A 21,066-nucleotide genomic window follows, 5' to 3' on the forward strand; every position below is an offset into this window, starting at 1 on the left:
GGCTCCACACCTACAATCACCACCGCGGACACACCGCACTCGCAGGCAAACCACCCGCCAGCCGCGTTCCCAACCTCACGGGCCAGAACAACTAGGCCGCCTCCAGACCACCAACGGCAGCAACTGACATGACCGAGAGAACGCACACCATGGCCCACGATTGAACCGCTCCAGCTGGCCTCAAATTCAGACGCTGCCGACACCCGCGCGGCCGTCTTCCACTCCCGCCCCGACGCGGGGGCTCAGGTCCTGCTTCCGCCAGCCCCGGCCTTCCATGCGCCGTGGCGGATCCATCGTCGATTGACAGCGCAAGCTACGGGCGGGCCACCGAGCATGGAAAGCATCCACAGCCCTACGCTGGCTGGCGAGTAGACGTAGTACTGCCATTGCTCCGGCAGTACCAGCGGTGAGAGAAAGAGCACGACCAGTGCCACCCAGGTCGCGATCCAAGTGATCACCACGCGCGCCGCAACGTCCACATGTTCCCCCGGTATTGAGCCCGTCCCGCCCGAGCCAAGCGGGGCGCAAGGGTCCACGGCCGATTCGCCCGTAGGCCCTCGTGCGCCATTTGAACGCGTTCAATATACCGCCAGGGCTCCATGGGCATCGAGAGGGTCTCGCAATGAGGCGCGAGTGGTGATCACAGCCACTCGTTGATGGCCGCGACCAGCATGGTTGCCTCGTAGCGAACGGCGAGCTTGTCATACCTCGTAGCCACGGCCCGGTTGCGTTTGAGTCGATCGATCCCGCACTCCACCGCGTGGCGCTCCTTGCAGTCGGCCTTGTCGAACCTGGGTGGCGGCCGGCCGCCACGGGAGCTGCGCTTCATGCGGTCAGGGCGCAGCAGAGCGGACCAGAGCACACCGGGCAGCCCCGAACGTGATCCAGGACCGCCAGGATGACCTCACCGAGTACACCGAAGGCCACGCCGATCTCGACCGCGGCCAGGAGGCGCTCGCCGAGTACGCGGCCGCGCTACTGCTGGCGCTCCCGGCCGAACCGGCTGACGCCACCGGCCATTCGAGCGCCGACGGCGCCTGATCGCCCGCCAGGACCCCCTCCAGCAACGCGCCTACGCCAACCTCGTCGCCGAACTCGCCGGCACCGACCACGGAGACAAGACCCGCGCCGGCAGGGGCTTTCGCATCACCGACGTGCAGGTCGGCCGGATCATCCGCGAGGCCCAGAAGCGCCGCACCGCCCTCGCCGACGCCGTAACCGCACACCGAGCCAACGACGACTGATCAACCCAGCCCTGCCCCATGGGCCGGGGCCTGCGGCACCGGGCGAGGACAGGACGCGGTGCCAGGCCGCTTGTCGGCGGGGGCCTGTACGGTCCGGACGGCGGCTGCCAGGAGAGCGGAAGACGGGCGGGCGTGAACGAGGTCAGGCCGGAGACACGCGAGTACCTCGACGCTCTGTTCACACCGGGTGCGCGGATCGGGGGCGATGCGCACACCCCGTACAGCTGGATCGAGATCGCCCAGGTGCAGGAGGTCGCCTCGCTCCGGGTGCCGAGCGGTCGGCTGGTCGTGGACTCGTCAGGCAGGGGCCGCGGGCAGACACGGAGAGTCACCGAACCGCGTGCGCAGACACGACCCTCGCCTGCTCCCGCGACACCCCCAGCCGGTCCAGACCGATACGGGCATACCGCTTGAAACAGCCCATGCTGTCGAGTCCGGCACTGGCAGGTCACACCCCAGCGCAGCGACCGGAGCGACCCGGCCATCGGACAGAGCCTCGCGAAGCAGCAAGCCGGCACCACACGCCCGCGGACGGCCGGAGCACCCGCCAGCCGGGCGGGCGGAGCTATAGGCGGCGAACGGGAGCCGCAGGGCTGGTCACTTCATTCTGCCCCGCAAAGCGATCGCAGCCCCGCCCGACCCGTCGGCCGTCCGGCGAACGTCGGGAGCGGCCGGGCAGTGTGACGACTGTCATGATCATTTTGTGATCATCCGCGCTGGCGGGCGCCGTCGCCCGGCGGCGATGATGGACCGCATCGGGGGGCGGGACCGCCCCGGGGGCTGTTCGGACGGGGGTCGGCGATGTCGCCGCACGAGATCGGGTTGTACGCGAGCGCTGCCGTGGTGGTCGGCGTGGGACTGCGGGCGCTGGTGCTGGCCGGCCCCGCGAACGCCGCCGGGGCCGGCGGGGGCCCGGCCGGTGGCGGCGGCCCGGGCGAGGTGCTCGCGGTGGTCCGGGAGGGCCTGGCCCGGCGCCCCCGGGTCACCCTCGGGTTGTTCGCGGTGATGGCGGTGATGGCGGTGGTCCAGTACCTGGTGCCCTCCGTCATCGGGGATCTGATGCGCCGGCCGGACGCCCTCTCCGACGGACAGTGGTGGCGCGCCGTGACCGCACTCCTGGTGCAGTCCTCGGGCATCGGACAGATCGCGTTCAACCTGCCGGCCCTGCTCGTGATCGGCGCGGTCACCGAGGCGGTCCTCGGCCGGTGGCGGACCCTGGTCGTCTTCCTCGTCGGCGGCGTGTCGGCGCACGTGGTCAGCCTGGCCGGCTGGTCGACCCGCGGCGGCGGCGACTCGGTGGCGATCTGCGCGCTGTTGGGCGCCCTGGCCGTCACCTGCCTGCTGGGCGCGACCGTCCCGCCCCGGCCGTTCAAGGACATCTGGTACCTGCTCCTCGTCCCCGCGGCAGGAACGCTGCTGTGCCTCATGCAGAACAACCACGGCGTCGGCCTGGTGGCGGGGTGCCTGCTCGGCCTCGTCCTCGTTCCGCGCGGGAGCCGTCCGCCGACAGGATCCGCCGCCGCGTAGCCGTCCTGCCTGAGCGCCCGGTCTGTCCTCGCGGTCCGTGGCGGGAGCGGGCCGGGCGCCGCGCCGGGGGCGCGGAGGGAGCGCGGAGGGGACGGCGACGAGGCGGCCGGGACGGTGCCGATGGTTCGACGGTGTCGCCCTGGTCGTCGTTGTCGTCAGGCTCGGCGGGGCGCTGACGGGTGCTCACGGGCGTCCTTCGGTGGTCCTGGTCGGGCGCTGCCTTCGAGAGATATCCGGCTGGCACCAGGCGAGTTCCTGACAGCCGCCAAGCCCGTTCCCGCCCAGCGCGCCCCCCGTCCCACCACCACCCCAGCCCGCTTGTGAGCGGGCGCGCGGCCGGCCCCGCCGGACGCAACGAGAAAGGGCCAAGCGGCCCGGGAGCGTCCTGTCGGACGACACCGAAACGTCAGTAACGGCGTCGGGCACTGACGTCCGTCCTGGTCCCCTCGCTACCGGGACTCGCTCCACTGACGGCTTCGTGTCGCCGCCGCTGACACTTCCTGTCGCTGAACGCCGACATCCCAGCGTCGCTCCACACGTAGGGCGACTCCGAAGGGCCAAACCTTCATCTCTCGCACAGCATTGCTTCCAGAACTTCCTACATGCAGTTCCTTCCGCATCAGGAACTGCATCAGGAGCCACAGCAGGAGCTACAGCGGAAGCTGCACCAGGAGGCCCGGGAGGGCCCCTCCCAGGCGTCCCGGGGCGGCCCGCACCCCTGATGCGTCAGGGCACGGTGGTCGCCGCCAGGGGCCGCCCGTGGGACATCGGTCGAGCACGAGAGAGCCGGCGCCGGATCCGGTCGGCGTCGACAGGTCCGGCCGAGCCGGGCAGGCACCAAGCGGCGAGCGGGTCAGCAGCCGGAGCGGCCCGACGGGGTCCCCTGGGGCGTCCGGTGTTCGCCGGGCGCTCACCGCAACCTGTTCAACCGCATGCTCGGCCAACTCTGTCACTGCCTCCAGAACCGCCGACTGTTCGACGAGCACATCGCATTCCCCGCTCAACTCGCATTAGCTGCTTGATAATTCGGGGCGCGAGACGGTTTCCAGCCCGCGGTCGGCCGGGAGAGGGGCTGCCAACGCGGCTCTGTGCCCTTGGGGCAGGTTGTTGCCCCTGGCCCCGGAGCAGCAGGCCGATAACACCCGCCGTAGGGTGAGCCTCGTGGCCAGTACTGGTGGGGCCGAAGACGCAGCGACAGAGCGTGCGGCGCTGGAACACGCGTTGAGCGGGTTGGGCACGCGGCTCGCCAGCAGTGCGGAACGCGGGCCCGACGCCCACCGTCGGTTCGAGCCTCTGGTGGAGGAACTGCGGACGCCGGCTGCCGCGTTCCTGCGACCGGAGCTGGAACAGCGACTTGCCCGTTACGTCGCCGCGGACGATTCCTTCGCGCGAGACCAGATCGCCCATGTGCTGGCGGATGCCTGTGGTGCGGCGGCCTTGCCGGCCCTGATGCGCGCGCGGATGAGTGACCGCAACGAGGACGGGGATGCGCTGGAGGTGGTTGTCCTTGAGCTGTTCCTCGCCTGGCCCGAGGAGTCTCTCAGGCTGACCCTGGACTTTGTTTCCTCGCGCGACCCCAGGGCCCGGATGGTCGGCCTCTGGGGCCTGTGCGTCACCGCCCTCGACGCGACGCGGTACGTCGGGACGGTCACCAGCGCGGCGTCCGACCCGGACCCGCGGGTACGCGCCTACGCGATGGGCACCCTCAGTACCATGTTCGGCGCAGGGTATCCCCCGGCAACCCTGGCCGTCCTGGCCGATGGCACCCGCGATCCCGCGTCCGAAGTCAGACGCGCCGCCGTCCGAGCGCCCGGCCGCCGTGCTGGTGGTCGCCGGGTCCAGGCCGGGCAGGCGGGCTCGTGCCAGGTCGTGCAGACGACCACCCCGCCCGGGATCAGGTCCTCACTCGACCAGGTCCGACAGCAGCCGGTGCCTCCCCGCCTCACCGGGGCTGGCGGCCACCCCGCGCGGACCGGGGCGGCGGGAGCGAGCTGGGTGGGCGCGGCGGGACGGCGGCGACGGCGGCGCCTGGTCGTTGTGCCACACCTACGGCCGTGGTGAGAACAAGCACCTGATGATCCCGGGCTGGCCCTACTCATGGGTCGTCACCCTGGAATCGGGCCGGACCTCGTGGGTCGCGCCGCTGGACGCCGTCCGGCTGAACGAGTGGAACCCGGGCCCGACACTTAAGTCGCACTACTGAACCACCGATACGTTGAGCAAACCACGGCCCGCCAAATCAGACGCAACCCCGGCATGGGTGGAGAATTGAGAAGGGATGATCGTGGAATACCGTGATCTCGTCGTCGAGGGCGGCAAGCGCTACGCGAAGTCGGATGCAATGGGGCTTGCGGCATGTCCGGGAGTACCCGCACCGCAGCCTTTTGGTCTCTATGGGTCAGATGTCCGATGACGACGTCGATGCCACACTCGCTCGATCGCCGCCAGGCGCTGCGTCAGGGCGCGATCGTCATTGGTGCTGTTGGGGCGCTGTCGCTCTTGGGTGAGGCGCGTGCAGACGCGCAGGCCTCACCCATCCAGCAGTGCACACCACCCACGAAGCTGCCACTCCAGCCCGAGTTCCCCACATCGCCGCCCGACGCATTGCCGGAGCCCGTGCGCAGGAACCTTGAGACAGCAATGCGTGCAGCAATCAAGGTGGTGTCGCCGCCGCCGCGGTTCCGCGGATTCGGCGCCGTACTGGTCAACGTGGATGATGGTCGGATCGTCGCGGAAGCGAAGGGGGGCGAAGGCCCTGGAACGAATCATGCAGAACTCAATGTGATCCGGAACTTCGGCCTCTTGCACCCCGATGGGGATGCCTTGCAGAAGACCGTTTTGGTGACGACGGCCGAGCCATGCCCTATGTGCGCGACGTGTGCCATCTTCTCGCGAGTGGCCGGAGTGGCGTACGGAACCTCGCTCGAGTTCCTCATCGGACATCCACCCACCCGCATGCCGATCCGGATCTCGATGCCTCAGGTCGTCGCGACCGGTCCCTTGCCGAACATGCCGGTGGTCGGGGGCGTGCTACGCGAAGAGACGGATCCGCTCTTTATGTGACCTTGCACCGGGCGCGACCTCGCCGGCATCGGGGGCTGGCGGTGTCACTGAAGGATCTTCCGGACAGGCCTCCGGCTCGATCGAGAAGCCTGACGCGCCGCCCGCTGCATCGAAGCCGAGGTCCGCAGAGAATCTTCTACCCGGATTGGGCAAACCTTTATCCGCACGCCTTAGTTGATCGTTACGTGCTACTCGTCGTGGCACGTTCATGGCACGACAGCCAGCCACGGCTCGGTGCCCCCGGATCGAGTCCGGACTTGCGCCCCGCACCCCGGCATGGCGGGCATCGTGGCCGCGCCTGACCCCTGCAACGTATTCCCATTCTCCGGGCGCCCGAGCGCCGAGGATAAAGGCTTGAAGCCTGTAGTCGTATTTTTCTAAAGTCAACCCCGGATCTCATGAGCAGATACAAAGAACAAAAGTCACATCACACGACTACAGGCATCAGTCATAGTCGAGAACCGAGAAGCGAAGGATGATCGTGGAATACCGTGATCTCGTCGTCGAGGGCGGCAAACGCTACGCGAAGTCGGATACAATGGGGCTTGCGGCATGTCCGGGAGCACCCGCACCGCAGCCTTTTGGTCTCTATGGGTCAGATGTCCGATGACGACGTCGATGCCACACTCGCTCGATCGCCGCCAGGCGCTACGTCAGGGCGCGATCGTCATTGGTGCTATTGGGGCGCTGTCGCTCTTGGGTGAGGCGCGTGCAGACGCGCAGGCCTCACCCATCCAGCAGTGCACACCACCCACGAAGCTGCCACTCCAGCCCGAGTTCCCCACCTCGCCGCCCGACGCATTGCCGGAGCCCGTGCGCAGGAACCTAGAGACAGCAATGCGCGCAGCGATCGACGTTGCGAAGCGGGCGGCTCATTCATTCGGCTACGGCGCCGTACTTGTCGACGTGGGCAATGGTGAGATCGTCTGGAGCGCGGCGAATACCGGCGGCGCCGACCCGTCGGCGCATGCGGAGCTCAATGCGCTCCGGGGATTCAGCATCAGCAAAGGGAGCTTTACTGCCGCCTCCACGACCGTCTTGGTGACGACGGCCGAGCCATGCCCCATGTGCGCGACGTGTGCTGTCTTTGCGCGCGTGGCCGGCGTGGCCTACGGGACCTCGCTCGAATTCCTTATGGCACAACCAGGCAACACGGTGCCCAGGATCTCAATGCCTCAGGTCGTCGCGACGTTGCCGCCAGGGGATCCCAGGACCAGGATGCCGGTGGTCGGGGGCGTGCTCCACGAAGAGACGGATCCGCTCTTCGAGAGGAAGTAGCCCGAAGGCCACGGCCCGGCCGGCGTCCTGCTCGCACTCAGTGGCCTCCAACGCTGCGCAGTCGGCGTCGGCCTGGCGGCACGTCACACAGTCCGTCGTCGCCCCAGGAACCGGCCCGCGCGGCGGTCAGGGTGTGCCAGCCGCGGCCGCCGGATCGGGGCGTCGGCACCGTGGCGGCGCAGCAACGGCAGGGTGGTGGCCACGTGATGAAGCTCGCGAAAAACGGCCACCCTGCGCTCTGCAGTTCGCCAGACCTGCTCGCCCCGATTCCCCACCTGCGGGCGGCTGACCCGGTGGTGCGCCCCGGCCGGGTCGGCGCGGTCGGCGCGCGGAACCCGCGCGGCCTGTCCAGAGGCGCGCCGCGCGCTGCTGGAGCTGTCCATCGCGCGCGGGCCAGCGCGCGGCCGCGTCGGCCGGCCCGGTCTACCAGCGGGTGAGATGCTCGCCCAGGGCCCGGCGCAGCAGGGCAAGGGCGCCTTCGGCGTCGGGGCAGGGAAGGGGTTGGGTGCGGTTCCTCTCAAGGGAAGGGTTGAACTGGGAGGACGGCTGCGCGGGACTGTGCTCGGGGCTGCCCGTCTCTACCTTGGTGGTGGAGGAGGGATAGCAGATGGGCTCGTTGTTCGAGGAGTTGGAAGCGCGCGAGGTGGCTGCCCGGAGGCGGGCGGAGGAGCTCGAAGCCGAACTCGCCGAGTTGTCCGGAAGACTGGATCTGGCGCGGGAGAGCCTGGAGCGGTTGCGGATCGCGCGGGAGACGGTCGGGGAAGTGCTCGCGGAGTTGACGTCGGAGAGGCCAGCGGTCGCGGTCGATGCTGACGGGGCGACTGTGGGTGGGCCGGTGGCGTCGGCCTATGCGGGCGCCGAGCGGCGGGTGGTCGGAGTGCTGACGGTGCCGAAGTGGCAGCCCGGGATGGGGCCGGAGGTCCTGCCGCGTGTGTATCGGGACATTCTGGAGGTGGTGGCGGATGCCCCGGGGCCGGTCCGCGCCAAGCAGATCGTGCCCAGGATCGGGCTGCCGGCCGAGACCGGGAAGATCGAGGGCACGCCCTCGAAGCTGAAGCGGCTGGTGGAACGCGGCTGGCTGGACGAGGACACCCCAGGGATGTTTACCCCGGCTCGCCGTCGGACGGCCAAATCGCCCAACTCCCGTTAACAGCAGGGCTCTTCCGCGCCTACATTCGAAGGTGCGACCCATTCGATGCTGGACGGGAAGAGCCCTGGAGATGACACCGTACGACACCCGATGCACCACTGACCTCTTTGCACGATCCCTCAGCGCCTTCGAGACGCTGATGCACACGCTGTCAGGAAATCCGGCGACCACCTGGAGACCTGGGCCGCCGACCGCCTGACCGCGATCCTGGCCGGCCACGCCGCCCGCACCGCCACCGAGATGACCGCCCAGGCCAAGCGGGAACACCTGCCGGCCTCCCGGCGCGAGGCCGTCGACGCCTGCCACCGCTACCTGACCGGCCACCTCGACCAGCTCCGCTACGACACCGCACTCGAAAACGGCTGGCCGATCGCCACCGGCGCCGTCGAGGGCGCCTGCCGCCACCTGATCGCCGACCGCCTCGACATAACCGGCGCCCGCTGGGGCCTGCCCGGAGCCGATGCCGTCCTGCGACTGCGTGCCGTCGTCTCCAACGGCGACCTCCATCCCTACTGGCGCTTCCACGCCGCCCGCGAACACGAACGCCTCTACCCCACCCCGGACCAGCGGCGGTTGCACCTCGCCGCTTGATCACGGGACTGCTTGCGGACAGACTGCGACCCATGAGGTTCACAGGCGTGCCCACCGACGCGCAGACCACCCACGTCGACACGGCCCCCTCCTTGCACGGGCAGGCCCAGCAGTGAGCGCCAGCCTGCCCGCCTTCCGCTACCACCCTGATCCCGTCGCCAGCGGATCCATCCGCGAGAGCGCCGAGACCTGTGCCTGCTGCGAGCGCGCCACGGGCTGGATCTACACCGCTACCTTCTACACGGCGCAGGACGTCAGCGGGAGATTCTGCCCCTGGTGCATCGCCGACGGGAGCGCCGCCGAACGATTCGAAGGTGAATTCACCGACTCATACGGACTCGACGGCGTCAGCGAGGAGACCCTGGAGCACGTCACTCGCCGCACCCCGGGCTTCCACGCCTGGCAGGACCCGCACTGGCTCGTCCACTGCAACGACGCGGCCGCCTTTATCGGCGAGGTCGGATACACCGAACTCACAGCCCACCCCGAGGCACTCGACCAGCTTCGAACCGACCTACGGATCAGCGGCCGGCACGACGCATCCCAGCACGAGAGCTTCCTGACCCACCTCGGGCAGGGCGCAAGCGCGATGCTCTTCCGCTGCACCGTCTGCGGCACCCACCTCGCCTACGCCGACGCTTCATAGCCAGGCGCAGCCCAGCACGGGCCTTTCCCTTCAAGGGAACTGCACCCGAAGGGGTTCGCCGCTGGCGGCGTTGGCGACGAGGCTGCTGTCGATCAGGGCGGTCCAGATGCCGCGCTGGACGTCGTACTCCTCGATCCAGCCGACCGGGCGGCCGCCTTGCTGGAGCTCCTGGACGCCCAGGAGGTCGGGCCAGGTGAGGTGGACCAGGCCGTCGCCGAGCGTGGCGCGGTCGGGGTCGCCCAGGCCGCGGACAGAGGGCGCGCTCCAGCCGGTCGGGCGCTTGAGGGCCAGGTGCGGCACCTCGGGCATCGCTCGCTCGGCGCGCAGCCGGTCGAGGTGCGCGCGGTGCAGGACGTCCCGGGCCTGCCCGACGGAGCGGTGGGTGCGGGCCCCGCTGGCGGGTTCGGTCAGGACCACGACCTCCTGGGCGTCCAGGTACTCGGCAACGATGTGCCCGGCCTGCCCCCACGGCCCGTCCGGCAGCGGCGCGGTCCAACCGATGGGCCGGCCCCGGTAGAGCAGCTGGTGGACGTCCGCGGCCTGCGGGTCGTCCCAGGAGGCCGGCAGCCAGCCCTCACCAACCGTCAGGTCCAGGTCGTCGAGGCGGTCCGGCTCGCCGAACCGCACCGTCGGGATCGTGCACGCCGCGCGGCGCAGCACCTCGAAGGCCTCCGCCCCCTGCTCGGCCGGGGCGGGCACGACGACGGCGGTACGGATTTCGGCCCGGGCCGTTGCCCCGGGTGTGCCGGGGCTGAGCGTAGGGGCGGCATTTGCGGCTCGGGCCGTTTCTCCGGGCTTCGGCGCGGACCCGGTTTCGGGCGTATTTACGGCCCGGCCCCGCAGCGGGCACACGGGGAAACCGACGGTCCTACCCTGCGGGCCGAGGCCCGGCGGCTGACCGGTCACGCATACGATTCCCGCTGTGGGAAAGCTGGAAAGGACCTTCGCGTACAGCGACGACCTGATCAATGCGCAGCGGGCGCTGGCGGCCGTGCAGGCCGAGCGCCGTACCTGCCTGGCCACGCTCCCGGCCTGGAGTTGTGACATCCCGGCCGTGGCCCATGGCCTGGACGAGGAGCAGTTGGCCGAGTCGGCTCGGCTCGGGGAAGCCGATCGGCAAGCCTCGCACGCGGTGTGGGCCGAGGAGTACTGGGCGGGGCTGCCGGTCGAGGACCGGGTCGAGGACCGCAGCCGGCTCCGCCACATCGACGCCCCCGCCGAGGGCTCCGGCGAGGCGGCGACCGCGTGACGGACGCCGGCGGCAGCGAGTACTACGCGATCTACGTCGCCGGCGCGAACCGGCAGACGGTGACCGACCTCATCGCCGCGGCCCTGGACGCCGCGCCGAGCGGGTACTGCGTCGCGCGGGCGGGCGTGGACTTCGAGGTACGACCCAACCCCGACGCCGCATTGGCGACGGACTTCATCGGCCGGCCCCTGAAAATCGACGCGGACGGCCCCATGCCCGCCCTGGCCCATGCCGTCGCCCGCGTCCTCACCACCGTACGAACAGCCGGCTACCAGGCCACCGCCGCCTGCGACTTCGAAGAGCAACTCCCCCACCAACACCAGTAGCGTCCACCGATCCGACCACGCCGCCGAGCCTGCGCTCGCGTAGCACCCACCCCAGGCTCCGACCCATAGGGGACCGGCTCACCGGTGACGGCGTCGGTCACGCCGACCGAGGCGGGGCTGGCAGGCGGAGAGCTCCGGCGCGGCGACAAGGACGTGACACCCCGCCCGCGGCCGGGCGGCGGCAAGCCGACGAAGACCAGCCATCACCCCACGGCGTTCTCCAGGCGTCCGAGGATTCCCAGCAGCGCTCCGGCCCGGTCGGTGCCCTGCGGAAGCTCCGGCAGACATGAGCGCAGACGTCACACGGTTGCGAGCCGCACGCTTCCCGGCCCGATCGCGTGGACAGCAGCGTTCCAAGGGTGGGTGCGGGGGTGGGGCCACGGCCCGCCCCCTGGGCGGGCTGGCGGGGGTGGGCCGGCGTGCATCCCGAGCTCGTACAGCACGATCAGCTGCACACGGAGCGGCCGGTCAGTTTGAGGCCCATCGTCGCCGGCGAACGCACTATCCTGCCCACGCCGGCGGGATTCCAGTGATTCGACGGCCGGCCGAAACACCCCGGCGCGTCGGCAGTTGCTCACGGGTCGTGAGCTTCCGGGCAAGCCCTGTCGTGACACGGAACACCGTTCCCTCGCCACTGAGCCGGAGCGCCTCACCGGCCGGGGCATAGGCCGCGCGGCCGGGGCCGAGGGCGATCGAGCGCTCCGGCGAGGCGACGGTGGCCGAACCGCCGGTGCACAGCACGATCTGGGGCGCGTCGACGGTGAGCGGGTACGGCCGGTCGCTGCGTGCGAGGTCGATCCGTGAGAGCCGGAATTCGTCGACGGGAGCCGGGTACATGTGCTCCCCGGTCGTCTCGTCCCGTCGGGCCTCGACGGCGCGCATCGGGACCGCGGTGAAACGGACGACCTTCAGCAACTCGGCCGCGTCCACGTGCTTGGACGTCAGCCCGCAGCGCAGGACGTTGTCGGAGCTCGCCATGACCTCCACGCCGAGGCCGGACAGGTAGGCGTGCGCGACTCCCGCCCCGAGGAACAGTGCCTGTCCGGGTTCCAGCGTCACCTGATTCAGCATCAGGGCGGACATCAGGCCCGGGTCGTCGGGGTGGGAGCGGGTGACGGCGGCGTACGCGACGAGGTCCGCCGCGTACCGCCCGCCGCTCGCCGCCGCAAGCCGGACGGCCTCGGCGACGGCGGCGAGGAGGCCGTCCGGCGGTGTGAGGAAGGCGGTGAAGACCTTCCGTAGGGCGGCCTCGCCAGGGCGGGCACGAAGCTCCTCGGCGTACGGCTTCAGCCTGTCGACGCCGAGGGCGTCCAGCAGGTCGGCGCACTGCTCGGGAGCCCGCAGGCCGCACAGCGCCCGGAACCGGGTCAGGGCGACGATCATCTCGGGTTTGTGCTGGTCGTCGCGGTACGTGCGGTGCGGGGCGTCGAGCGGGATCCCCTCGGCGTTCTCCCTGGCGAAGCCGGCGGCGGCCTGGGCGCGGTCGGGATGGACCTGGACGGAGAGCGGGGAGTCGACGGCGAGCAGCTTCAGCAGGAACGGCAGCCGTGGGCCGAACCGGCTCACGAGTGCCGGTCCGAGTTCCGCCAGCGGGCCGGCGGCCGTCAGTCGGTCCAGGGCGACGGGCCCCTGTCCCCGGTCGACGTACGACGGGGCTGCGGGGTGCGCGCCCAGCCACATCTCGGCCTGTGGTTCGCCGGTGGGCGCGACGCCCATCAGCTCCGCGAGGGCGGTGGTGGAGCCCCAGGTGTAGGGCTGGATGGTGGTGGTGAGCAGGTCCACGGGGTCTTGGCTCCGGTCGGTTTACGCGTGGGAGGCGGGCAGCTCGGTCGTTCCGCGCTCCGGGCGCGGCATCCCCGCTGCGACGGCCGCTCCGATGAGTCCGGCGTCGGTGCTGAGTAGGGCGGGCAGGACCGGCAGGTCACGGGTGAAGTCGAGGGTGGCGTAGTCGGCCAGGTGACGGCGCAGCGGCGCGAACAGCGTCTCGCCGGCCTGTGCCACGCCGCCGCCGACGACGACCAGGTCGAGTTCGACGAGGGCCGCCGTGGCGGCGATCGCGGCGGCGAGGGCCCGTCCGGCCCGGTCGTATGCGGCGGCGGCTCGCGGATCACCGGCGCGGGCGGCGTCCGCGACCGTCGCGGCCGTCGGTGCCGCATCGGCGGGCGGCTCCCAGCCGGATGCCAGGGCATGGGCGGCGATGGCGGTTCCGCTGGCGAGCTGCTCCAGGCAGCCGCGCGCCCCGCAGGGGCACGCCGGCCCGCCGGTGTGGTCGACCGAGATGTGGCCGATGTGCCCGGCGTTGCCGGACGGGCCGGCGTACAGCGACCCGTTGAGGATCAGGCCGCCGCCGATGCCGGTGGAGACCACCATGCACAGGGCGTTGTCCACTCCCCTGGCGGCGCCCGCCCGGTGCTCGCCCGCGGCCATCGCGACCGCGTCCCCCACCACGAGGGGCTCGACGCCGAGTGGGACACGGGGATGCGCGCGCACCCGGTCGGCCAGCGGAAAGGCGCGCCAGGCCGGGATGTTGACCGGGCTGACCGTCCCGGTGGCGGTGGCGACCGGGCCCGCGCTGGCGATGCCCAGGCCGGAGATCGACTCCCACTCCGGGTGGACGGCCAGGTCGTCGAGGACCGCCGCGACCGCGGCCATCATCTCCTCGGCCGTGCCGCGGGCCGGTGTGGCGCACTGCGAACGGGCCACCAGGCGGCCGTCGGCGTCCACGAGCCCTCCGGCGATCTTGGTACCACCGATGTCGAGTGCTCCGAACACGAGTGTATCCATCCTTCGTCTTGCGGGTCCCCGGTGCCGGCGTGCGCTCCGGGCCACCCGGCGCGCACGCCGGCGCGGATCACTGCTACTTGGTGAGCGGGGACAGCTTGGGGTCGTTGGCGTAGGCCTCGGCCGCGTTCTGCTTGGTCACGATGACCGGCGGGAGGAGGTAGGCCGGAACGACCTTGGAGCCGTTGTTGTACGACTTGATGTCGTTGGTCTCCGGCTTGTCACCCTTCTGCAGGGACTTGGCCATGGTGATGGTCTGGGCGACCAGCTTGCGGGTGTCCTTGTTGATGGTGGAGTACTGCTCACCGGCCATGATCGACTTCACCGACTCGACCTCGGAGTCCTGGCCGGTGACGATCGGGGTCGGCTTGCCGGCGCCCTTCACCGAGGTGAGGATCGCCCGGGCGAGCGTGTCGTTCGGCGACAGGACTCCGTCGAGCTGCTTGCCGCTGTTGTAGGCCGAGGTCAGCAGCGAGTCCATGCGCTGCTGGGCGTTCTCGGCCTTCCAGCCCTGGATCGCGGTCTGCTTGATGTCCGTCTGCTCCGACCCGACGACGATGTCGCCCTTGTCGATCAGCGGCTTGAGCACGTCCATCGCACCCCCGAAGAAGACCTTCGAGTTGTTGTCGTCCGGCGAGCCGGAGAACAGCTCGACCGTCCACGGGCCGGTCGGCTTCTTGGCCTTCATCCCGTCGACGAGGGCCTGCCCCTGCAGCTGGCCGACCTTGTAGTTGTCGAACGCGACGTAGTAGTCGACGTCCGGCGTGTTGGTGACCAGACGGTCGTAGGCGATGACGGTCGCACCGGCCTGCTTGGCCTGGGCCACCTGGGTGGAGAGCTGCGAGGCGTCGGTCGCGCCGATGACGATCACCTTGGCGCCCTTGGTGATCATGGAGGAGATCTGCGCCTGCTGGTCCGCGACGCTGGTGGAGGCGCCCGCATACTGCACGTCGGTCTTGAAACCCGCGTCCTTCAGGCCGCTGGTGAACAGGTCACCGGCGAGCACCCAGTTCTCCGACGTCTTCGCCGGCAGCGCGACACCGACCAGGGAGTCCTGCGCGAAGCCCTTGGCGGCGCCGCCGCCGTCCGCGCCGGTGGCGCCTTCACGCTGGTTGGAACAGGCCGTGCTCAGGGTGAGCAGGGCGACGGCGCCGACCGCGGCGATGCCTCGGATGATGGTTCTGCGCATGGTGAGTTGAGCCCTTCGTGCGGTGGTGCGGTTGCGGGAGGATTGGTGTCGTGGGAAGCGGGCCGTGCGGGGTACGGCGGCGTGGGGGTACGGCGCGTACGGCGGCCTGGGGGTACGGCGCGTACGGCGGCGTGGGTGGCTGGTACGGCGGTCAGCCCGCGACCGGAGTCTTGTCCGGGCCGCCGGCAGGGCTCGCCGGGGCGGCCGGCTCCTCGCTGCGGAACGGGCGCATCAGCGTCCCGATGATCGAGAAGCGGCCCTGGCGCTTGTTGTAGACGTCGAACGCGACGGCGAGGAGGAGGACCATGCCCTTGATGATCTGGACCATGTCCGAGCCGACGCCCTCCAGTTGGAGCCCGTTGTTGAGCAGCGCCATGACCAGGCCGCCGACGATGGAGCCGCTCACGGTGCCGAGGCCGCCGGAGACCGCCGCGCCACCGACGAAGACGGCGGCGATGGCGTCGAGTTCCCAACTCAGGCCGTCCTGCGGGCCGGAGGCGGCGGACCGCGCCACGAAGATCATGCCGGCCAGCGAGGCCAGCACGGACATGTTCATCATGACCAGGAAGTTGACCCGCCTCAGCTTCACCCCGGACAGCTCGGCGGCGCGGGCGTTGCCGCCGACAGCGTAGATGTGCCGCCCGCCGATGGTGTTGCGGGTGTAGTACGAGTACGCGAGCACCAGGATGATCAGGATGATGCCGGAGATCGGCAGGCTGGTGCCGACCCGGCCGCCGGCGAAGCGCAGCGTCGCGAAGGCGATGACGCCCAGCATCACCGCGAGGCGGACGCCCGAGATCCACAGGGGCGGTACCTCGGCGTTCATCTCGCGGCGGGTCTGCCGCGCCTTCCACTCACGCCACACCATGCCCGCGCAGGCGGCCAGTCCGAGCAGCAGCGTCAGGTTGTTGTAGCCGGTGTCCGGTCCGACCTCGGGCAGGAAGCCGGCGCCGATCTTGCGGAAGTCCGCCGGGACCGGCACCGTGTCGGCGTTGCCTATGTACTGGTTGCCGCCGCGGAACAGCATCATTCCGGCCAGAGTGACGATGAACGCGGGGACTCCCACGTAGGCCACCCAGAAGCCCTGCCAGGCGCCGATCAGGACGCCGATGAGCAGGCCGAGGCCGAGGCCGAGCGGCCACGGGAGCGAGTACGTCTGCATGGCCTTGGCGACCACGATGCCGGTGAACGCTGCGACCGAGCCGACCGAGAGGTCGATGTGCCCGGCGACGATCACCATCAGCATGCCAATGGCGAGGATCAGGATGTAGGAGTACTGGCTGACCACCGCGATGAGGTTGCCGGAAGTCAGGGTCAGCCCACCGGTCCAGATCTGGAACAGCAGGACGATCGACACCAGGGTGAAGATCATGCCGAACTGGCGGGCGTTGGAGGTCGTGCCTCCGAAGAGGTTCTTCTGCAGCTCTTTGATTCTGCTCATGACGTCGGGCTCTTCTTCTTAGCGGTCATCTGCTTCATCAGCAGTTCGGGGTCGGCTTCGTGGCGCGGGACCTCACCGGTGATGACGCCTTCGAACACCGTGTAGATGCGGTCGCACAGTCCGATCAGCTCGGGCAGCTCCGAGGAGATGACGATGACGCCCTTCCCCTGGCCGACGAGCCGCTGGATGATCCCGTAGATCTCGTACTTGGCACCCACGTCGATCCCGCGGGTCGGTTCGTCGAGGATCAGCAGGTCCGGGTCAGTGAACATCCACCGCGCCAGCACGACCTTCTGCTGGTTACCGCCGGAGAGCTTGACGACGCCCTCGTCGACGCTGGGCGTCTTGATCCGCAGGCTCGTGCGGTAGTCCTCGGCGATCCGGTACTCACGTACCGGGTCGACCACCCTGCGCCGGGCGATCTTCGACAGCTTGGCCGCCACCATCGAGGTCTTGATGTCGTCCAGCAGGTTCAGTCCGATGGACTTACGGTCCTCGCTGACGTAGGCGAGGCCGTGCCGGATGGCGTCCGGCACCGACTTCAGCCGGATCTCCTCGCCGTCCTTGAAGACCCGCCCGGACAGGTAGGTGCCGTACGAGCGCCCGAACAGACTCATCGCGAGTTCGGTGCGCCCGGCACCCATCAGGCCGGCGAACCCGACGATCTCGCCGCGCCGGACCTGGAACGTCGACCCCTTGCAGACGAGCCGGTCGTCCGAACTCGGGTGCCGCACGGTCCAGTCGCGCACCTCGAAGAAGACCTCGCCGATGTCGGGCGTGCGGTCGGGGAAGCGGCTGCTCAGCTCACGGCCGACCATGCCGCGCACGATCCGGTCCTCGTTGACGCCGTCCGCCTTGACGTCGAGGGTCTCGATGGTGCGGCCGTCGCGCAGGATCGTGATGCTGTCGGCGATCGCCTCGATCTCGTTCAGCTTGTGCGAGATGATGATCGAGGTGATGCCGCGTTCCCGGAAGCCGCGCAGCAGGTCGAGCAGGTGCTGGGAGTCGTCCTCGTTGAGCGCCGCGGTCGGTTCGTCGAGGATGAGCAGCTTCACGTCCTTCGCGAACGCCTTGGCGATCTCGACGAGTTGCTGCTTGCCGACGCCGATGTCCTTGATCAGCGTGTCGGGATCCTCCCGGAGCCCGACCTGCTCCATCAGCTCCACCGCCCGGCGGCGGGCGGCCTTCCAGTCGATCCCGCCCCGCCTGCGCGGCTCGTTGCCGAGGAAGATGTTCTCGGTGATCGACATGCCCGGCACCAGCGCCAGTTCCTGGTGGATGATCACGATCCCGGCCCGCTCACTGGCCCGGACGCCGTCGAACCGCGTCTGCTCGCCACGGTAGACGATCTCGCCCGAGTAGCTGCCGTGCGGATAGACACCGCTCAGCACCTTCATCAGGGTGGACTTGCCGGCGCCGTTCTCCCCGCAGATCGCGTGGATCTCACCCGGCCGGACGGCGAGGTTGACCTCGGCGAGCGCCTTGACGCCGGGGAACGTCTTGGTGATCGACCGCATCTCCAGCAGGGCCTGCGCCCGGGTCATGAGCGGTGCTCCGCACCGCTCGGGCAGCGCTGGGCGCGTGGGCCCGAGCCTTCCGGGATGCCGGGGTTCGTGGACATCAGCTTGCCTCCGATGGCACGCACGGTGCCTCGTGTCCGGGGTGTTACGACTGCGTGCCGGGACACTAAATCCATTTGTTTTACTACGTCAATGCCCCGTGACAAGATGTTTATGAGAGAGCGAGCAGAGAGGACCCAGTACGTGCGGCGGGCAGGAACGAATCTCCCCAAGGTGGGCCGGTACAACCAAGCGGTGGTCCTGGACCAGATCCAGTTGGCCGACGGCATCAGCCGGGTGGAGATCGCACAGAAGACCGGCCTCACCCCGCAGACGGTCTCCGGCATCGTGCGCCGCCTGCTGGACGAGGACATAGTCCGGGAGGACGGGGCCAGCCGGGTCCTCAGCGGCGGCAAGCCCCGAACCACCCTGCGGGTCAACGCGGAGGCCGGCAGCGCGGTCGGACTGCACTTCGACCCGATCGAACTCACCTGCGCCGTGGTCGACCTGCTCGGGCGGCCCCTGACCGTCAAGCGGCGCCCCACCCCACCCGGCACCGACCCGTCCCAGGTGGTGACGGCCATGGCCGAACTGGTCGCCGACGTACTCCGCGAAGCGGACGTCCCACGCGACAAGGTCCTCGGCCTGGGCCTCGCCGCCCCGGGACCGATAGACCAGGAACTCGGCATGATCGTCACCCCGCCCCAACTCGCGCACTGGAACCGGGTGCCGATGAAGGGCATGCTGAGCGAGGCCACCGGGCTGCCGGTGACACTGGACAACGACGCCACCGCCGCGGCCATCGGCGAGCGCTGGTCCGGCGCGGGCAAGGGCGTGGCGAACTTCGCGTACGTCTTCTTCGGCACCGGCATCGGCGGCGGTCTCATCCTCAACCACCAGGTCTTCCGCGGCGGTTCGCTGAACGCGGCCGAGTTCGGCCACGGGTCCGTGCTGCCCGACGGGCCGAAGTGCTACTGCGGCGCCCGGGGCTGCCTGGAACGGCTGGCCAATCCGTCGGCGATCGTGGCCGAGGTGCACAGCCGGCTCGCAGTCCGACCCGGCGGCGGAAGCGTGCTGTCGCAGGCGTTCGACCGGGATCCGGCGTCGGTCGACCACACCGCGATCCTGCGTGCCGCCGCGGCCGGCGACCCCGTCGCCACCGCCGTCATCGACGAGACCGCGGAGCACGTCGCCTCGGTCGCGGTCACCATCGCCAACTTCGTCGACGTGGACCTCATCGTCCTCGGCGGCCACGGCATCCAGCACGTGGAGTCGCGGTACGTCGACGTCGTCGCCGCGGCACTGGCCACCAAGCCGCTGTCCCGCAGTGTCCGGGTCGTCCGGGTCGAGGCGTCCCCGCTCGGCGCGAACGCCGCCGTGGTGGGCGGCGCCGCGCTCGTGCTGCACTCGATGTACTCGCCGCAACTGTCCGAGCTGCTCGCCGACTGAGCGCAGGGCCACTGCGACGCCGGCCCCGGTCGGCGCCGCAGCGGAGAGGCTCTTCGGTGACCAGGGACCGGCCTTCGCTGCGTCGGTACAGCGTGCTCCCGGTCGTTTCCATGGTGCACAAGGCGCTGCCGGTGACCAGGAGCACCAATGCGCCCGGCCGGGACCGCTCGCCGGCGGTGGCTGTGCGGGTGACGGTCGGCGTTGCCGTGGTGAAGCTCCTTGCTCGGCCCCGGCGGGCGGCGCATCCGGCGGGCTTGCTTCGACCGTGCGCCGCCCGCTCGGCTGTGGCGATGGGCGGTGCACCGAGGGCGCATACGCATTCCGGCCGTCCGGCAACGGGGACCACCGGGTAACCCGGACGGACGGCGGGCCCCGACCGGTCGGGCCGTGGCAGCTCCCGCCGGACGTCGACCTGCCCGAGCAGACCGTCCGCCTGCACACGGGGTGGATCGCGGCCACCCTGGAGCCGGGCGCGTCCGTCCCGCGGCGACGCGGCCACGCCGCCCGGTTCAGGTCCGCCGACACCCCGCCCGGCGGACCCGTTGGCGTCCACCCGTCGCGGGTGGCCGCCACAGTCCTGTGGCAACGTGTCAGGTGCGGCAACCGCAGCTGGTTCGGCTCGGCAACCGGGTCAACCAGCACGTCCGGAGGCGATCCCGATCCGGACGACGGGCCTCTCGACCTTCACGCACCGGTGAGATGGCCGCCGTACAGCACGAGGCCCACGCCGATCGCCGGCTTGGCGGCGAGGGCCGCTCGGGCAGGCTTTTGAGGGAGGCCTATTGCCGTCAGCGCGCGGGCGGCGTCCTGAACCGCCCGAGCGGAACGAGGAACTCCAGACGATGCCGCTCTACCTCGCGGTCGTGATCCGCCTGGGCCCGGGCCGCGGTGGCACGGGTTCCTCCATCGGGGTGTGGTCTCCGAAGATCGCGCGGTCCCGCTGTCCCGAGGCTGCGCGTAGTGGGTGGTCAGTCGAGGCGGACCTCGATGACGTCGATGACGGTGGTGGACACCTCGACTTCACCGCCAGCGCCACCCGCACGCAGGCAGGCCGGTGCGTCCGGCGATCACCCGCAGCGAGCGCGGGTCGTCCGCCTCGGCGACGCAGTGGCCCGCGGTCAGCACCTTGGTCGGCGCGATCAGCGCGCCGGTGCACCACTGCTCACCCGCGGCGGTCTGCAGGGCCACGGCCAACGGGTGGGACGCGGTCGTGGTGTCCGATCCGCCGTGGACGGCGGCGGCCGGCGCCGCCGCGGCGGCCAGGGCGGCAGCGGTCAGCAGGACGGTGAGGGGGCGTCGGGTCGAGGTGCGCATGAAAGGGCTTCCTCCCAGGTTCGAGTGCTGGGTGGTCGGGTCGTTCGGTGGCCTGTCCGGGCTCGGGTGTCGCTCGGGTTCGGTGCCGATCGCCGTCGGACCACAGAGTGCTCCGGGATCCGTCCCGCCCGCCAGCCCTGCCCGGCGATCCGGGATGCTGGAACAGCGGTATGCCCCTGACCTGCGGATTCGTCCCCGCCTGGAACGCCGCGCAGGGACGGTGAGGGCTTGGAACAACCGGGCGGGCGCGGGCTGCCGG

General features: G+C 70.3%; 18 protein-coding genes and 1 pseudogene. 11 read left to right on the forward strand and 8 right to left on the reverse strand.

Annotated features, from left to right (window positions below):
• Positions 1 to 640: 640 nt before the first annotated feature.
• Positions 641 to 829 carry a hypothetical protein gene (locus tag ACIRST_RS41395; protein WP_402809747.1) on the reverse strand — a complete coding sequence of 63 codons (189 nt, stop codon included), beginning with the start codon at positions 827 to 829 and terminating at the stop codon, positions 641 to 643.
• 50 nt (positions 830 to 879) lie between these two features.
• Here ACIRST_RS41395 and ACIRST_RS41400 point away from each other — a divergent pair, with 50 nt between their 5' ends.
• From ACIRST_RS41400 to ACIRST_RS41435, 8 genes and pseudogenes are all read left to right on the forward strand, one after another.
• Positions 880 to 1,041, forward strand: coding sequence for a hypothetical protein (locus tag ACIRST_RS41400; protein WP_402809749.1), 162 nt, complete (start codon positions 880 to 882; stop codon positions 1,039 to 1,041).
• A gap of 1,004 nt (positions 1,042 to 2,045) precedes the next feature.
• Entirely contained in the window at positions 2,046 to 2,771 is a 726-nt protein-coding gene (locus ACIRST_RS41405; protein ID WP_402809751.1) for a rhomboid family intramembrane serine protease, read from the forward strand.
• Positions 2,772 to 3,932: 1,161 nt separating this feature from the next.
• Complete coding sequence (locus ACIRST_RS41410; protein ID WP_402809753.1) at positions 3,933 to 4,832, forward strand: HEAT repeat domain-containing protein; 900 nt, start codon at positions 3,933 to 3,935, stop codon at positions 4,830 to 4,832.
• Between the two features lie 348 nt (positions 4,833 to 5,180).
• Entirely contained in the window at positions 5,181 to 5,834 is a 654-nt protein-coding gene (locus tag ACIRST_RS41415) for a hypothetical protein (protein ID WP_402809756.1), read from the forward strand.
• Positions 5,835 to 6,386: 552 nt separating this feature from the next.
• Positions 6,387 to 7,112, forward strand: coding sequence for a deaminase (locus tag ACIRST_RS41420; RefSeq protein WP_402809758.1), 726 nt, complete (start codon positions 6,387 to 6,389; stop codon positions 7,110 to 7,112).
• A 607-nt stretch (positions 7,113 to 7,719) separates the two neighbouring features.
• Positions 7,720 to 8,262, forward strand: coding sequence for a hypothetical protein (locus tag ACIRST_RS41425; RefSeq protein ID WP_402809761.1), 543 nt, complete (start codon positions 7,720 to 7,722; stop codon positions 8,260 to 8,262).
• Between the two features lie 141 nt (positions 8,263 to 8,403).
• Positions 8,404 to 8,853 (forward strand): annotated as a pseudogene (locus tag ACIRST_RS41430) (ISKra4 family transposase); the annotation flags it as partial.
• A 112-nt stretch (positions 8,854 to 8,965) separates the two neighbouring features.
• The gene (locus ACIRST_RS41435) at positions 8,966 to 9,499 is read left to right on the forward strand and encodes a CbrC family protein (protein ID WP_402809763.1); all 534 of its coding nucleotides are present in this window, start codon (positions 8,966 to 8,968) and stop codon (positions 9,497 to 9,499) included.
• A 30-nt stretch (positions 9,500 to 9,529) separates the two neighbouring features.
• Here ACIRST_RS41435 and ACIRST_RS41440 read toward each other — a convergent pair whose 3' ends face one another.
• Positions 9,530 to 10,198 (reverse strand): hypothetical protein, encoded by a 669-nt coding sequence (locus ACIRST_RS41440; RefSeq protein WP_402809765.1) that lies wholly within the window; start codon positions 10,196 to 10,198, stop codon positions 9,530 to 9,532.
• A 223-nt stretch (positions 10,199 to 10,421) separates the two neighbouring features.
• Here ACIRST_RS41440 and ACIRST_RS41445 point away from each other — a divergent pair, with 223 nt between their 5' ends.
• Both ACIRST_RS41445 and ACIRST_RS41450 read left to right on the forward strand, forming a co-directional pair.
• Positions 10,422 to 10,748, forward strand: a complete 327-nt coding sequence (locus ACIRST_RS41445) for a hypothetical protein (protein WP_402809768.1) — start codon at positions 10,422 to 10,424, stop codon at positions 10,746 to 10,748.
• On the forward strand, positions 10,745 to 11,074 hold the full coding sequence (locus tag ACIRST_RS41450) for a hypothetical protein (protein ID WP_402809770.1): 330 nt from the start codon (positions 10,745 to 10,747) through the stop codon (positions 11,072 to 11,074). The genes ACIRST_RS41445 and ACIRST_RS41450 overlap by 4 nt, the downstream gene beginning before the upstream one ends.
• Before the next feature lie 501 nt (positions 11,075 to 11,575).
• Here ACIRST_RS41450 and manA read toward each other — a convergent pair.
• The 5 genes from manA to mmsA form a co-directional block, all read right to left on the reverse strand.
• Positions 11,576 to 12,856: a mannose-6-phosphate isomerase, class I gene (manA, locus tag ACIRST_RS41455; RefSeq protein WP_402809773.1), complete on the reverse strand. Its 1,281-nt coding sequence runs from the start codon at positions 12,854 to 12,856 to the stop codon at positions 11,576 to 11,578.
• Positions 12,857 to 12,877: 21 nt separating this feature from the next.
• Positions 12,878 to 13,858 carry an ROK family protein gene (locus tag ACIRST_RS41460; protein ID WP_402809776.1) on the reverse strand — a complete coding sequence of 327 codons (981 nt, stop codon included), beginning with the start codon at positions 13,856 to 13,858 and terminating at the stop codon, positions 12,878 to 12,880.
• Positions 13,859 to 13,931: 73 nt separating this feature from the next.
• On the reverse strand, positions 13,932 to 15,044 hold the full coding sequence (locus ACIRST_RS41465) for a substrate-binding domain-containing protein (protein ID WP_402809779.1): 1,113 nt from the start codon (positions 15,042 to 15,044) through the stop codon (positions 13,932 to 13,934).
• Between the two features lie 151 nt (positions 15,045 to 15,195).
• Entirely contained in the window at positions 15,196 to 16,485 is a 1,290-nt protein-coding gene (mmsB, locus tag ACIRST_RS41470; protein WP_402809781.1) for a multiple monosaccharide ABC transporter permease, read from the reverse strand.
• Entirely contained in the window at positions 16,482 to 18,029 is a 1,548-nt protein-coding gene (gene mmsA / locus ACIRST_RS41475; protein ID WP_402809784.1) for a multiple monosaccharide ABC transporter ATP-binding protein, read from the reverse strand. Before mmsA ends, mmsB begins: the two co-directional genes overlap by 4 nt.
• 270 nt (positions 18,030 to 18,299) lie before the next feature.
• Here mmsA and ACIRST_RS41480 point away from each other — a divergent pair, with 270 nt between their 5' ends.
• Positions 18,300 to 19,493 carry an ROK family transcriptional regulator gene (locus ACIRST_RS41480; RefSeq protein WP_350526781.1) on the forward strand — a complete coding sequence of 398 codons (1,194 nt, stop codon included), beginning with the start codon at positions 18,300 to 18,302 and terminating at the stop codon, positions 19,491 to 19,493.
• A gap of 1,020 nt (positions 19,494 to 20,513) precedes the next feature.
• Here the strand turns inward: ACIRST_RS41480 and ACIRST_RS41485 are convergent.
• Positions 20,514 to 20,807, reverse strand: coding sequence for a trypsin-like serine protease (locus ACIRST_RS41485; protein ID WP_402809786.1), 294 nt, complete (start codon positions 20,805 to 20,807; stop codon positions 20,514 to 20,516).
• Positions 20,808 to 21,066 lie beyond the last annotated feature (259 nt).

It is taken from the genome of Kitasatospora sp. NPDC101447, assembly GCF_044767225.1.
GTDB lineage: Bacteria > Actinomycetota > Actinomycetes > Streptomycetales > Streptomycetaceae > Kitasatospora.

Coding starts and splice junctions, on each gene's coding strand:
- ACIRST_RS41395 (WP_402809747.1), bottom strand. CDS start 829: ATGAAGCGCAGCTCCCGTGGCGGCCGGCCGCCACCCAGGTTCGACAAG.
- ACIRST_RS41405 (WP_402809751.1), top strand. CDS start 2,046: ATGTCGCCGCACGAGATCGGGTTGTACGCGAGCGCTGCCGTGGTGGTC.
- ACIRST_RS41415 (WP_402809756.1), top strand. CDS start 5,181: ATGACGACGTCGATGCCACACTCGCTCGATCGCCGCCAGGCGCTGCGT.
- ACIRST_RS41420 (WP_402809758.1), top strand. CDS start 6,387: ATGTCCGGGAGCACCCGCACCGCAGCCTTTTGGTCTCTATGGGTCAGA.
- ACIRST_RS41425 (WP_402809761.1), top strand. CDS start 7,720: ATGGGCTCGTTGTTCGAGGAGTTGGAAGCGCGCGAGGTGGCTGCCCGG.
- ACIRST_RS41460 (WP_402809776.1), bottom strand. CDS start 13,858: ATGGATACACTCGTGTTCGGAGCACTCGACATCGGTGGTACCAAGATC.
- ACIRST_RS41465 (WP_402809779.1), bottom strand. CDS start 15,044: ATGCGCAGAACCATCATCCGAGGCATCGCCGCGGTCGGCGCCGTCGCC.
- mmsB (WP_402809781.1), bottom strand. CDS start 16,485: ATGAGCAGAATCAAAGAGCTGCAGAAGAACCTCTTCGGAGGCACGACC.
- mmsA (WP_402809784.1), bottom strand. CDS start 18,029: ATGACCCGGGCGCAGGCCCTGCTGGAGATGCGGTCGATCACCAAGACG.
- ACIRST_RS41485 (WP_402809786.1), bottom strand. CDS start 20,807: ATGCGCACCTCGACCCGACGCCCCCTCACCGTCCTGCTGACCGCTGCC.